Below are 12701 nucleotides of genomic sequence, written 5' to 3' on the forward strand. Positions count from 1 at the left end.
GGGGCTGGGGGAGGGGAAAAAACGGCGGGGGGGGGAACGGCACACGGGGCGGCTTTTTTTGGGGTTTTTGGGGGGGGGGGGGGGGGGTCTGGGGCGGTGGCCCCCCCCCCCGAGGACCAGGGCCGCCGCCGCGCAAGCGGCGCCGACAACGCCGACGGCCGCGGGAAGGCCACCGGTCGCGGCCACCAGCACGCCCATGACGATCGGCGTGAGGAATTGGCCGAGGAAGAACGCGGAAGTCCACAGGCCGGTGGCTCTGCCACGCTCCTCGAAGCGGATCGTGGACAGCGCCCAAGTCAGCATGGTCGGCAGGAGCAGGCCCGAGCCGGCGCCGCCGACGATGGCGCCCGCTGCGACGCCGGGAACGGTTTGGACCAGCCAGATGACGATCATGCCGATGGCTTGGAGGCCGAACGCGGTGGGGAGCAGCACGTTCGCACCGACCCGGGCGATCCGGGAGAACGTGAACGCGCCGGCTGCAGTCGCGAGGGACGCGATGGCGGCGATGCCGCCGATCGTCAGCGTGTCGGTCGGCGCGACGCCGGCGCCGACGAGGAGGTAGCTGGTCTCGATGATGAGCACGTAGAACGCCAGCCCGCCGAACAGGGCGACGACCAGCGGCAGGGCAAGGCGACGCCAGGGGATCGGCGCCTTCGGCCTGACCCGACGCTCGTCAGTGGTATCCGGCTTGCTCGGCTCCCACAGCAGGAACAGCATCGGCACGGCGATGATCGAGGCGGCGAGGTAGATCCAGAACGGCGTCCGCGCCCCGGCCGCGCCGGCCGCGCCCCCGATTGCGATGAACGCGGTCGCCGCCAGAGTCGTGACCACGGTCTGCAACCCGAGGTACTTCGCCCGCCGGTCGGGCTCGCGCCAATAGTCGGCGATCAGCGTCGTGCACACGGTCATGATGGCGGCCTCGGCGATGCCCACACCCACTCGAGTCGCCAAGATCGCCGGGAGGCTGTCGAGGAAGACCGGGGCGATTCCGACAAGCGAGTACGCGAACATGGCGAAGATCAGCAACGCCTTCCGGCCGACCCGGTCGACGACCTGTCCCGCGAAGGGCGCGAAGAGAGCGATCATGAGGGCCGGAACGGCGACGACAAGCGGGACGAGGACCTCCGAACCGGGCACTTCGGCGAACTCGTCGGACAGCTGGGGCAGGATCGGAGTGAGCAGCACCGAGCCGAGCACGGGCATGCAACTGCCGGCAAGCAGCAGCACGGCTTGGGGCGTACCGGCCCGACGCGTTTCTGGTTCGGCTTGGACTGAGGTGTTCGTCATTGAGACTCCTCTGACTCTGGTGGTGGCGGCAGGGATGACCCGGCCAGTCGCGGTGCCGGCGCATCACCGGCGACGGCAGGCCTGCCCGGAGAGGCGGACACCGGCTCCGGGTCTCGTGCAGCGTCTACACGCAGGGAACTGGGACGGGGGCGGTCCTGTGGTCGGACGGCGATGACACGAGTGACTCCAATCACGCGCGCGGCGCTGAGCGGCGTGCTATCGAGTCAATCCCAACACTCGCGTCCCGGTGAAGCTGCGATCGATGATGGTCTCCATCACCACCGCTGATGCCAATGGCGGCAGGTGCGGTTGATGCAGGCAGCCGGACGACTGGGCGCCGAGTCCGGCGCTCGCGCCGACGAGCCCGTACCGACGTGCATACACGGGCTTCACCCCGATCGGCGCCGCGGCGACCCTAGGGCGTGGGTATGGGCTCCGCAGTCCCGGCGGATCAAGGCTGGCTCGGTGGGGCGCGTCGCCCAGCGCTGCCCGGGTGCCCCACATTCGCGCCGCGAGATCCTCGCGGACCTCCCGTTACACCGGGTCGTGGTGAACGCTTCGCTAATTCGGCCTGAGCTTCGTTCGACATGCGATTCAGTACGGGACGGCGATGGGGACGCTCAGGGCTCATCACCGGCTCATCGCGGTCGCGGTCAGAGGAGATCAGACGTGCGGCAGCAGAGTGGAGCTGGGGTCGCTCACGAGAACAAACTGAATCATTAAGCGTGAGTTAACCGTGATCAGACGGAAACAAATCGAATCGACGTCCATCGATATCGACGCGGGAAAAGTGGCAGATCTGGTCTTTTTTGCGAAGAGCCGATGACGGGAATCGAACCCGCGCTGTCTGCTTGGGAAGCAGAAGTTATCCAGTAGTGATTCACTCGGCTTCACTCAGGCTCATCAGCCCCGGAAACTCGGGGAAGTGTGAACTCGAGTGAACCAACGTGATCTCGATTTTGTGACTATTAAGTGACTACGAAGGCGCCTTGAGTGCCGCGGATGCGAGATCCGAGTCGCTCCCTCAGCGTCTTCGACGAGTCTCGCATGGCGCAAGCAGATGACGCCGCGCATCCGCCGATCGTGACGCGAATTGGGGCGTGCATGCGTCGCCGACGGTCCGGTGCGTGCCGTCGGCTACTCGACCAGGTCGGTGGGCCCAAGGAAGGCTGTGAACTGCCGGGGGTCCGCGAGTTGCGCCTTCGCCTGGTTGGAATTCATCTCGTCGGAGTCCTTGGCGATCACGCGTGCGAGATCGATCCGCTCGGGATTCTTCACGAGCAGGTGCCACCGCACCACCGCGGACTTGTCGGTCGCTAAGGTTGTCAGCGTCTCGGGCTGTAGCCGCCGGGACGTTGCAGCGGACGAACGAACCGCGGCCACCGGGTCGTGTGCGAGCCGTTCTACATCGGTGTCCGGCAGGACGTGGTTGTGGATGATCATGGCGCGCATCTGTGGATCCGCATCCCGGGCAATTCGGCGTGCGAGCTCGGCGTCGGTCGTCAGATTGGCCACTTGCAGCCGGACACTTCGGACCGGATCATTGACCAGCCGGTTGAGGTCTTCGGAGTCGAGATCATCGCGGGCGGCCGCCAGTTCGCGCGTGTGCGGATCTGACGCGGCGATCGCGATGGGCCGCGCGAGCGGGCTGGGGTTCGTCGCGACCGCCCAGCGCACTATGGGTTTCGGATCAGCGACCAGCATCTCCAGCGCATCGGCAGCGGTCGCAGGATTGCTGGCGACGGCCTCGCGCACCCTTCGGAAAGGCGTCGGATGCGAGCGCCCGCAGGATCGACGCCTCGGTGTCCGGGTCTGCGGCCAACGCGGCTCTCTGGTTGATAGCGGGCACCTCCCCAGCCTGCCTCACAACAGACGCAGGCCGCCAACGGGCTGCTCCTCCGAACACACCGGCTACCGGGCACCCCTGCTAACCCGGCACAATATGGACGTGACCGAGCCGCTGCGCCTCCGAAGGGGGACTGCCGTTCGCGGCTCCTTGGGTTGGTTTGCCGCGAGGAATGCGGCGTGGGGTGCGCTCGTCGGCGGGTGCATCTCGGTCGTATGGATGGCGATCAGTCAGGACTATTGGTTCGCCGTTCACGTCATCTTGATTGGTGCCGCCCTCTCCGCCGCTTACGGTGCGATCAGTTCCGTGCCTGCTTTCTTGGGCGGCCGACGTACGGCGGACCGTGCACCGCTGGCCGTCGGGGCCATCTTCGCCGGGAGTGCGATGGCGATCCAAGTCGGCCTGATCATACTCGTCGGTGCGGCGCCAAGCTTTGCGTGGCATTCAGCGGCGTACGCCGTGCTCGGCGGCATCGTCGCGGTTCTTGCGTACCGCGGCACGCTGGTCGCCGTATCCCTCATCGCCTTATGTGCCGGTCTTGTCATCACTGCAGCCGGCGTGGTCTTCGCACTCATCTTCGAGGGCCATGCCCCGATCACCATCGCCGTTCTGGGGGTGCCAGTACTTCTCCTCGCCGGCTCAGTCGTCTTCATCGAGCGAGCGGCGCCGCGAGCTGCCGTCACCATCTCGCACGCAAGTGTCGCGGGAGGGTGAAGCATCGCGCCAAGGGATCGTCCGTGCGTCAGCGGCGGGTCCGATATCGGGAGCGTCGCTACCATCGATCGCGTGTACACACCGGAGCACCGCGCGCTCGTCAAGAGCTTGGAGGCATCGGGGCCCGACGCATGGGGCCCGCGGGCGCTGCTGTCATGCCTTCGTCACCTCGGCGACGAGGCAGGGGTAGGCCAGAAGGTCAGCGTTCAGGATGCGTGGGCGTTCGACGACGGCTACTGCCTGATCTACCAGTCGCCGTGGGGTCCAAAGGTCGGAGTTCGAGTCACGTCGAGCTCGACGGAGGGACGGCCCCCGTTCTGGTACCAACATTGGCTCACCTCCGACTCCGCGTTCGGCCCAACACCTGAAGAGGCGGGTCGTGAGTTCGCGGATCTCGCCGTAGCCGAGCCCCTCGGGTCGATCGTGGACTCGCTCGTCTACGACCGCCACGGGCTCGGCTGGTGGGGCGAGGCGCCACTGCCCCCGATCCGGCCGACGAACTGACCAGGAGAGCCTAACCCCGTCCCCGGAGACCGGCTCTAGGATCCGCGTCGAGGGAGGGCCGTGATCAGTCGCCTGCCGCGATGTGTGCGTTGCGCTTCTCGATGAGACGGAACAGGTAGGGGCCGATCACCAGTTCCGCCATCGTCCCGAGCGGTCCAAGTGGCGCGTCGAACTTCACGCGATCGATCATCAGCGTGCCGGACCCGTCCGGTCGGAACTCGTGCTCGTGCCGGAACGAGCGGAACGGACCGCGCACCTGCTCGTCGACGAAGTACTCCGGTTCCGTCATCGCGGTGACACGGCTGGTCATTCGGATCGGTACCCCGAAATGCCATGCCCGCCAGGTGACCTCTTCGCCCTCGCTGATCAGGCCTGATGTGACGCCGTCGATCGCGCGCTCACGCGAATGCGACATGGACGCCATGTGAAGATCGATGCTCCGAGAGCGGTCGAATGTCTCCTGCACGCCGGTCGGCACGTGCGTCCGGCACTCGAACTCGGCAGTCACAGCGATCAGTGCCCCACCGCGGCGAGTCGATGAGTCGAGGCGCATGACCGTCGGCGACGGCCGCTACGGCGGGGGTCCGCTCGAATTTGTGACCATTAAGTGACTACGAGAGCGACTTTGCAATCGAGAGTCGCGGCTCCGCAGTAGTCCAAATCCCTGATCAGACCAGAGAACCTGTCGAGGTGCATCCGCGTGGACTGTTTCCGTGCGTTATGTGGGATTGCGTACCCACTGACGGAGCATGGAAGGAGGGTCTGATCAGGCAATTTGTAAAGAGCCGATGACGGGAATCGAACCCGCGCTGTCTGCTTGGGAAGCAGAAGTTATCCAGTAGTGATTCACTCGACTTCACTCGGGCCCACGAACCCCGGAATCACGGGGAAGTGTGAGCTTGAGTGAACCACTGTGATGCCGAATTTGTGACCATTAAGTGACCACTAGGCGATCGGAGACGTCCTTCCGATAGGGCGGCAACACCCTGTGACCGGTGTCAGAGGCTGGCAAGCAGTTCGGCACAGGCCTGCTCGCAGCGGCGGCACGCGGCGGCACAGATTCGGCAGTGCTCGTGCATGTCGGCGTGGGTTTCGCATTCGCCGGCGCACGAGGCGCACGCGCTTCGGCAGGCTTCAAGCGTTGCGCGCGTGAGGTTGGCGTCGTAGCCGGTGTGCCGCGATAGGACGTTCGCGGTAGCCGCGCAGAGGTCTGCGCAATCGAGATTCGTGCGGATGCACTTGGTGAGTTCCGCGACCATGTCTTCGCTGAGACACGCGTCCGCGCAGGCGGTGCAGGCCTGCGCGCATTCGATGCAGGCTGCGATGCATTCGGAGAGCTTCGCCTGGTCGATTCCGCCGAGGTCCTTGGGATAGGTGCGCAGCATTTCGCTCGTGGTGGACATATGGATGTCTCCTTCCAACGTCAATGGCGTGCCTGCGACGTTAGTCACGCCGGTCGCGCGCTTCGACGGGCTTGACAAGCCCGCTCGCGTCGTTCGGAAGGCTTTGAACTGCCGACGAAGGTCACCCGTCGGGAACTCTCCGCCTCGATACCGAGGGCTATCAGATTCCGCTACACGCTGCAACGCGCTTACGGCCCAGCCGTCCGTGCGCTCGTATGGAACGACTCGACGGAGGAGGAACCATGTCCGCGAACCCGGACACCCCGAGCCGGCAGGCGGAGGACGCGCGCTCGCACGGCCCCGACGACCAGCACGAAAAGAAGGATCATGACGAGCAGACGAATCAGGGGAAGCAGTCGCGCCAAACGCTCAACATGTACCTGCGCTTCGCCGCGATGATCCTCACCTCGATGGTGGTGATGTACTTCGTGATGTTCGCCGGTTCATGGGAGTGGACGCACATCCGCTTCAGCCAGAGCCGCATCTTCATGGCGATCACCATGGGCGGCACCATGGGGTTGGTCATGCTGGTCTGGATGCTCGGCATGTACCGGAGCACGAAGGGGAACATCGCCGTGATCGCGGCGAGCGTACTGCTCATCGGCGGCGGGATCGCCCTCGACCGCAGCCAGGTCACGGTGAACGACACGTCGTTCATGCGCGCGATGATCCCGCACCACTCGCTGGCGATCACCCGGGCGGAGCGGTTCCAGAACCAGGACGTCCGCGTGTGCGAGCTCGCCGTCGCGATCAGCGAGGCGCAGCGCCGCGAGATCGACGAGATGGACTGGCTGATCCGCGACATCGAGGAGAACGGCATCGCGGCGACCGCGGAGGAGGCCGAGGCTCGGGCGGTGCCCGACTTCACGCGCTCGGCCGACCGGGAGTGTCCCGCCGAGTGAATCCCGCCGCCGTCGGGTCACCTCGACCGGTTTAGTCCGCCATCGGTAGGAGGATTGTCGCCGTATCGCCGTAGTCCTCGGTGGCGACAAGACCACGCTGATCCGCGATGAGCAACCACGGCGCCGCACCGTCCACGTACGCGAACGCCTCCGGCGTGCCGTCGGTGCGCCCGTGCGCGGTCCAGGTCGTCCCGTCGAAGGTGTGAATCACACCCTCGACATCGATGCCTACGATCGCGCCGGCATCGGTGATCGTCACCAGGAACAGCGCCGGGGCGCCGGAGACTGGAGCGAAGGTGGTCCCGGCATCGTCGCTGCGCAGGAGACCCTCGGCAGTCGTGGCATAAAGGCGGTCGGGTCGCTGGGGGTCGACGGCGAGGTCTCGGGCCTGGACGGAGGGCATCCGGTCCCAGGTCTTTCCGCTGTCATCGCTGACCAGGATCGTGGCATCCGCAGCGTCATGCCCGTAGATGCGGAGCTGTCCGTCGTCGAGTTCCACGGCCTCGAGGTCTCGGTCTGGTCCTCGACGATGCGTTCGGCGAGGGCGACGGCGTCGGGGTTCTCGCCCTCCTGCACCTGGTACTCGGCCATCTGGATGGCGCCCTCGTGATGAAGGATCATCTGCTCGAGGAACAGTCGGGATGCCTCTGCGCCGGAGGCGTCCTCAAGCTGCGCCATGTCCTCGTCGGACATCATGCCGTCGCCCATACCGCCCATGTCGTGGTCCATGCCACCCATGTCGCCGAGCTCGTCCTCGCCCCACGCGTCGAGCCAGTCCTTCATCTGGTCGATCTCGGGCTGCTGGGCGTCCTTGATCTGCTGTGCCAGGTCACGAACCTGCTCGTCGACCCCGTCCTTCTCGAGGAGGCTGTCGCTCATCTCGATGGCCTGCTCGTGATGGGGGATCATCATCTGCGCGAACATCACGTCGGCGTCGTTGAACTCCGCCTCTGCAGCCGGCGAACTCGCGGCAGGGGGTGCTTCGGTCTGGTTCTGCTGGCCGGTCGCGCAGCCGGCGAGGGTCAACGCCGCGACCAGGGCGGTGGCGGCGGTCAGGGTAGTGCGTGCGGTACGCATGCGTCACATCCGTTCTCTCGAAATCTTGGACTCTGAATCGGGGGCGCTGCCCGCGCGGTGGCGCGGTCGAGCGGAACCGGCGAATCAGGTTCGGCTGATCGAGAGAACGTGCAGGTCGGGTTGGAGATGTGCGGCAACGCTGTCACGGAGCACCGCGAGCACCGCGCGCCCCGCATCGCGAAGCCGGGCGAACATCGCGGGTCGGGCGGCGAGCGCGAGCACCACCGCGAACGCGATCATCATCGCGCACGCCATCGCGACCGCGGCGCAGTCGAGTAGGTCCGCCATGCAGGAGGTGTCGCACTCGGCGATCATCGTGGACACAGGGACGGGGGCAGCAATGGGGACGGACTCGGTCGGAGACGGCGCGGCGTGGACGAGATGCCCATCGTGCGGGGCCGATTCCGTGGCGACGGACGCGCCATCGTGAGCGAGGTGCTCGCCGCCGGAGTCGTGCATCGCGACCAGGCCCAAGACCACTGCGGTCATCAGTACGACGCTGAGGAGTGTCGAGCGGATGGTGCGGGAGCCGGGAAGGGCGGCACGACGTATCGCGTCCAGGCTCATGACACCTCCCGATTCGTCGCGCGGCGGGGCCGGAATACCGGCATAGAGTATCCCATCAGTCAGGGCGTCCGCCCGGGAGCCGGAATGGTTCGCGGGCCCTCAGTCAGACACTCCTCGTACGACGACGACGGTACACATCGAGTGATGGACCACCTGGCTCGATACCGAGCCGAGCATCAGTCCGACGAACCCGCCGTGTCCGCGGGAACCGACGACCAGCAGGTCGGCTCGCGCCGACGCATCGATCAGGATTCGGGCGGCGCCACCTTGGATGACCTCTGAAGTGACCTCGACGTCCGAATGTGGCACCCGGCGAAGCGCCGCGTCCAGGCCGTGTCGTGCCCCTGCTTCGATCTCGCGCGTGTCGAGCGTCCCCTCCATGCCGACGACCACCGCCGGATACTCCCAGGCGGTGATCACATGCACCGCCGCAGAGCGTAGCCGCGCCTCGGCCACCGCCCACTCCAATGCGCGCCGGGAGAGTGCCGAGCCGTCCACCCCGACGACGATTCGACGCGGGGCAGGGAGTGCGGCGGCATCCTGCGGGTTCGTCACGCAGATCATTTTTCCCGAAGCCACCGTGGCCGAGCATGTCGAAGGTCCTTCGCCTCGACGACTGCTCGAGGCTCGGCTCCGGCGCACAACGGGCGCCGGCACCCGGCGGGGCGGACGGCCACCCGCGGGCAAGAAAATAACGTTCTGATAACACGGAACACTCAGGTTCGGCACGTACGTTGCCCCGGTCCCCGCCCCCCGACTGGATACCCCACTCCATGAGCAATGCCCAACGCGGTCGCCGCGCGGCCGGTCCCCCTACGACGCCGTTTCGACTCCGAAGAAGCGATCTCCCCGAAGCGACGCATCGCACTGCCCACCGCACAACAGCGTCACGCGCCGCTCGGCGCACGCCCGCGCGAGGAATTCGGTCCCTCTGGGCGATGGCATTCGCTGGGGGCATCCTCGTCACGACGAGCGTGCCGGCCCTGGCCATCAGTTCCGATCCGGCACAGAGCAGCACCTTTGCGTCATCGGCTCGAAGCGACAACCTCGACTCCCAGACGCTTGACGTCAGTGCCGCCGTGGACGTGGCGACCATCGAAACCGATGGCTACACCGTCGAGGCGCCTCCTCCTCCTCCTCCGCCCGTCGAAGTGGCGGAGGTGCAGGCCGCTCCGGTCGGCGTGCTGACCTCGGTCGCCTGGCCGGTGCTGTACCCCGATCGGATCAGCGACAGGTTCGGTCCCAGGATCGCCCCGTGCAGCGGATGCTCCACCGACCACGACGGTGTCGACTTCAACTCCGGCGACGGCACGCCGGTGATGGCAGTCGCGGCCGGAACGGTGATCAGCTCGACGGACGCCGGCGGCGGCTACGGGGTGATGATCGAGATCGAACACCAAGTCGACGGAGAGACCATCACCAGCCTGTACGCGCACATGGGCTACGGTTCGCGCCTGGTCGACGTCGGTGACGCTGTTGTCGCCGGTCAGCAGATCGGCTCGATCGGGTCGACCGGTCAGTCCACCGGCGCCCACCTGCACCTCGAGATGTACGGGATCGACGGTGTTCGGTTCGACGGCTACGCCTGGTTGGCGGCCCGGCTCGGCTGACCCACCGTATGCCGAAGAGATCCGCTCCCTCGTGAGTTCTTACTCCACCGGCTGCCGGTGCGCGACGGGAACCTCGTCTGCGGCAACGGGGAGTTGCGCGGGCAGGCGAAGCCGCTTGAGCAGCAGTGCGTTGACGGCGACGATGACGCTCGAGCCCGACATGGTGATGGCCGCGATCTCGGGGCTGAGCATGATGCCGAACGCGGGATAGAACACGCCGGCGGCGATGGGGAGCGCGATGGCGTTGTAGCCGATCGCCCATCCGAGGTTCTGCCGCATCTTGCGCAGCGTGCCCTTGCCGATTCGGAGGGCGACCGCGACATCCATCGGGTCGGACCTCATGAGGACGACGTCGGCCGTCTCGATCGCGACATCCGTGCCTGCACCGATCGCGACACCGAGGTCGGCCTGCGCGAGCGCAGGAGCGTCGTTCACTCCGTCGCCGACCATGGCAACCCTCTTACCGGCGCGCTGCAGTTCGGCGATCTTGGCGCTCTTGTCCTCGGGCAGCACCTCGGCGATCACCGTATCGATTCCCAGCAGGCCGGCGATCCGCTCGGCGGTCGGCTGGTTGTCTCCGGTCAGCATGGCCACCTCGGCGCCTGCCTCGTGGAGCGCGTCGATCGCGGCCTTCGCGGTCTCACGGGGGGCGTCGGCCAGGGCGATGACCCCGACCGCCTTCCCATCCACTGCGATCAGGATGGCGGTGCGTCCTGCCTCTGCCCACGTCTGCTGTGTCGTCAGGACAGGGCCGGCGTCGACGCCCTCCTGTTCGAGAAGCCGCCCGTTGCCAAGGAGAATGGCGCGACCATCAACCGAGGCGGTTGCACCTTGCCCGGTCACGTTCTTGAACGAGCTGGCTGCACGGCGTGGAACCCCTGCCTGCTCGGCGTACCTGACGATCGCCTTGGCGAGCGGATGCTCCGACTCGCGTTCCGCCGCGGCCGCCAGGGCGAGCAGCTCGTCGCCGTCCATGTCGAACGACTGGTAGTCGGTGACTTCCGGTTCGCCCTTGGTCAGCGTTCCGGTCTTGTCGAGGACGACGGTGTCGATCCGAGCCGCGGTTTCTATGCCGGTCGCGTTCTTGAAGAGCACGCCCCGCTTGGCCCCGAGTCCGGTGCCGACCATGATCGCGGTCGGCGTCGCAAGCCCGAGCGCGTCCGGGCAGGTGATGACCACGACGGTGATGGCGAACAGGATCGCCTCCGGAACCGTGGCGCCGGCGAGGAGCCAGACGAGGAACGTGCCCGTTCCGCCGATCAGGGCGACGAGCACCAGCCAGAACGCCGCCTTGTCGGCCAGCCTTTGGCCGGGCGCCTTCGAGTTCTGCGCCTCCTGCACGAGCGCGACGATCTGCGCGAGCGCCGTGTCGGCGCCCACCTTCGTCGCCCGCACTCGAAGGGTGCCGACCGTATTGACGGTGGCGCCGATCACGTCGGAGCCGGGGGCCTTCTCGACCGGCATACTCTCGCCGGTGACCATCGACTCGTCGACCTCGGATTCGCCGTCCTCGACCTGGCCATCGGTGGGGACCTTCGCGCCGGGTCGCACCAGCATGAGGTCGCCCGGCACCACCTCGGAGGTGGGGACTTCGAGCTCGCGGCCGCCACGGATCACCACGGCGCGCGGCGGGGCCAGCTCGAGCAGTCGCCGGATCGCGTCGTTCGCGCCGCCGCGGGCGCGCATCTCCACCCAGTGGCCGAGCAGGACGAAGGTGGCGAGCACCGTCGCGGCTTCGTAGAAGACCTCGCCGCCGCCTGTCAGTGTCACGACGACGCTGTAGATCCAGCCGGCACCGACGCCGACGGCGACGAGGACCATCATGTCCAGCGTCCGCGCGCGGAGCGCCCGCCATGCGCCGTCGAAGAAGATCCAAGCGGAGTAGAAGATGACGGGCAACGACAAGATGAGCGAGAACACGTCGTCGCGCAGCCCGAACGGAGTTGGAGCCTCGAATCCGAGCACGTCGCGTCCGATCGGCGAGTAGAGCGTGATCGGAATCGAGAGGATGAGCGCGACCAGGAACCGGTTGCGCATGTCTCGGACCATCGCGTCCATGGACATGCCGGCATGACCGCCGTGGCCCATCATCTCCTCAGCGCTGTGCGCCACCGCGTGGCCGGCTTGCGGCGCTGCGGTCGTCGGGGCCACGTGGTCGGCGTGGCGGGCTCCCCCCGCACTGGTGTCAGCTGACGTGCCATGCCCGGCGTGCCCGGCATGGTGCCGGGTCGTGACGTTGGAATCGTCGGCCGGGTCGCAGATGTGGTCGGGTACTGACTGGCCGGCGCAGTGGTAGCCGCAATGGCGCACCCACGTGCGGAGCTTCGCCACAGATGTGACATCCGGGTCGAAGGTGACATTGGCGGTCTGCGCGACGGGGTTGGCCTCGACGGCGAGCACGCCCGGCTGGCGAGAGAGATACGACTCGGCTACCGACTTGGATGATGCCCAGTGCACACCCGACACCTCGAGCACGACGGTTGATGTGGTTGGTTGCTTCACGATTGCTCCTCGCTTGAGTGGATTGCGAGTCCCAGTCACCGGCGTGATCACACGCTCCCGGCAGGTCGCGATCCGTGCCTACTGATGCTGCTCCGGTCCGTCGATCGACGGTTCTCGGAAGCGGAGCGGTGGGAACCGAAAATCGTGCTGCTCGCAGCGAGCGGCCGTCGGCCCCGACCGGACCACGCGGATCAGGTCCGACTGACGGAGAGCATTGGAAGCGATGGCGGACGCACCAGGCTCGGCCTGCCAGCGGGTCCGCGCGAACATGGCGCAGGCTGCAGGGCGA

13 protein-coding genes and 1 tRNA gene are annotated in these 12701 nt (G+C 66.8%); 4 read left to right on the forward strand and 10 right to left on the reverse strand.

From position 1 onward, the window contains the following. The 3 genes from ACZ4TW_RS02760 to ACZ4TW_RS02770 all read right to left on the reverse strand — a co-directional run. Positions 1-1287 (reverse strand): MFS transporter (locus ACZ4TW_RS02760; protein WP_465539893.1); only part of this gene is annotated, 1287 nt, incomplete at its 3' end. Positions 1288-2104: 817 nt separating this feature from the next. After that, positions 2105-2176, reverse strand: a tRNA-Gly gene (locus ACZ4TW_RS02765). 248 nt (positions 2177-2424) lie between these two features. Then, positions 2425-3042 (reverse strand): hypothetical protein, encoded by a 618-nt coding sequence (locus ACZ4TW_RS02770; RefSeq protein WP_465539894.1) that lies wholly within the window; start codon positions 3040-3042, stop codon positions 2425-2427. Between the two features lie 193 nt (positions 3043-3235). Here ACZ4TW_RS02770 and ACZ4TW_RS02775 point away from each other — a divergent pair, with 193 nt between their 5' ends. Both ACZ4TW_RS02775 and ACZ4TW_RS02780 read left to right on the forward strand, forming a co-directional pair. Then, complete coding sequence (locus tag ACZ4TW_RS02775; RefSeq protein WP_465539896.1) at positions 3236-3847, forward strand: hypothetical protein; 612 nt, start codon at positions 3236-3238, stop codon at positions 3845-3847. A gap of 72 nt (positions 3848-3919) precedes the next feature. Beyond that, entirely contained in the window at positions 3920-4351 is a 432-nt protein-coding gene (locus ACZ4TW_RS02780; RefSeq protein WP_465539898.1) for a hypothetical protein, read from the forward strand. A gap of 64 nt (positions 4352-4415) precedes the next feature. On the opposite strand, the gene ACZ4TW_RS02785 is transcribed toward ACZ4TW_RS02780, so the two are convergent. Together ACZ4TW_RS02785 and ACZ4TW_RS02790 are read right to left on the reverse strand one after the other, a co-directional pair. After that, positions 4416-4829, reverse strand: coding sequence for an SRPBCC family protein (locus ACZ4TW_RS02785; protein WP_465539900.1), 414 nt, complete (start codon positions 4827-4829; stop codon positions 4416-4418). Between the two features lie 520 nt (positions 4830-5349). After that, positions 5350-5754: a four-helix bundle copper-binding protein gene (locus tag ACZ4TW_RS02790; protein WP_465539901.1), complete on the reverse strand. Its 405-nt coding sequence runs from the start codon at positions 5752-5754 to the stop codon at positions 5350-5352. A 242-nt stretch (positions 5755-5996) separates the two neighbouring features. On the opposite strand from ACZ4TW_RS02790, the gene ACZ4TW_RS02795 reads away from it, so the two are divergent. Beyond that, positions 5997-6656, forward strand: a complete 660-nt coding sequence (locus tag ACZ4TW_RS02795) for a DUF305 domain-containing protein (RefSeq protein ID WP_465539902.1) — start codon at positions 5997-5999, stop codon at positions 6654-6656. A 31-nt stretch (positions 6657-6687) separates the two neighbouring features. Here ACZ4TW_RS02795 and ACZ4TW_RS02800 read toward each other — a convergent pair whose 3' ends face one another. From ACZ4TW_RS02800 to ACZ4TW_RS02815, 4 genes are all read right to left on the reverse strand, one after another. After that, the gene (locus ACZ4TW_RS02800; RefSeq protein ID WP_465539903.1) at positions 6688-6915 is read right to left on the reverse strand and encodes a hypothetical protein; all 228 of its coding nucleotides are present in this window, start codon (positions 6913-6915) and stop codon (positions 6688-6690) included. Then, a complete protein-coding gene (locus ACZ4TW_RS02805) occupies positions 6912-7733 on the reverse strand; it encodes a DUF305 domain-containing protein (RefSeq protein WP_465539905.1) in 822 nt (273 codons plus the stop codon). Before ACZ4TW_RS02805 ends, ACZ4TW_RS02800 begins: the two co-directional genes overlap by 4 nt. 84 nt (positions 7734-7817) lie before the next feature. Next, on the reverse strand, positions 7818-8222 hold the full coding sequence (locus ACZ4TW_RS02810; RefSeq protein WP_310519352.1) for a hypothetical protein: 405 nt from the start codon (positions 8220-8222) through the stop codon (positions 7818-7820). A gap of 177 nt (positions 8223-8399) precedes the next feature. Beyond that, positions 8400-8855, reverse strand: a complete 456-nt coding sequence (locus ACZ4TW_RS02815) for a universal stress protein (RefSeq protein ID WP_465539908.1) — start codon at positions 8853-8855, stop codon at positions 8400-8402. A gap of 383 nt (positions 8856-9238) precedes the next feature. Here ACZ4TW_RS02815 and ACZ4TW_RS02820 point away from each other — a divergent pair, with 383 nt between their 5' ends. After that, positions 9239-9910 (forward strand): M23 family metallopeptidase, encoded by a 672-nt coding sequence (locus tag ACZ4TW_RS02820; protein ID WP_465539909.1) that lies wholly within the window; start codon positions 9239-9241, stop codon positions 9908-9910. Positions 9911-9949: 39 nt separating this feature from the next. On the opposite strand, the gene ACZ4TW_RS02825 is transcribed toward ACZ4TW_RS02820, so the two are convergent. Next, positions 9950-12412, reverse strand: coding sequence for a heavy metal translocating P-type ATPase (locus ACZ4TW_RS02825; protein WP_465539911.1), 2463 nt, complete (start codon positions 12410-12412; stop codon positions 9950-9952). Positions 12413-12701: the final 289 nt, after the last annotated feature.

The sequence above is a fragment of the Agromyces sp. NPDC029043 genome, from assembly GCF_055564615.1.

What these genes read in the sequence shown, in the direction of transcription:
- ACZ4TW_RS02790 (WP_465539901.1), bottom strand. Translation starts at nt 5,754, where the DNA reads ATGTCCACCACGAGCGAAATGCTGCGCACCTATCCCAAGGACCTCGGC.
- ACZ4TW_RS02795 (WP_465539902.1), top strand. Translation starts at nt 5,997, where the DNA reads ATGTCCGCGAACCCGGACACCCCGAGCCGGCAGGCGGAGGACGCGCGC.
- ACZ4TW_RS02805 (WP_465539905.1), bottom strand. Translation starts at nt 7,733, where the DNA reads ATGCGTACCGCACGCACTACCCTGACCGCCGCCACCGCCCTGGTCGCG.
- ACZ4TW_RS02810 (WP_310519352.1), bottom strand. Translation starts at nt 8,222, where the DNA reads ATGACCGCAGTGGTCTTGGGCCTGGTCGCGATGCACGACTCCGGCGGC.
- ACZ4TW_RS02820 (WP_465539909.1), top strand. Translation starts at nt 9,239, where the DNA reads ATGGCATTCGCTGGGGGCATCCTCGTCACGACGAGCGTGCCGGCCCTG.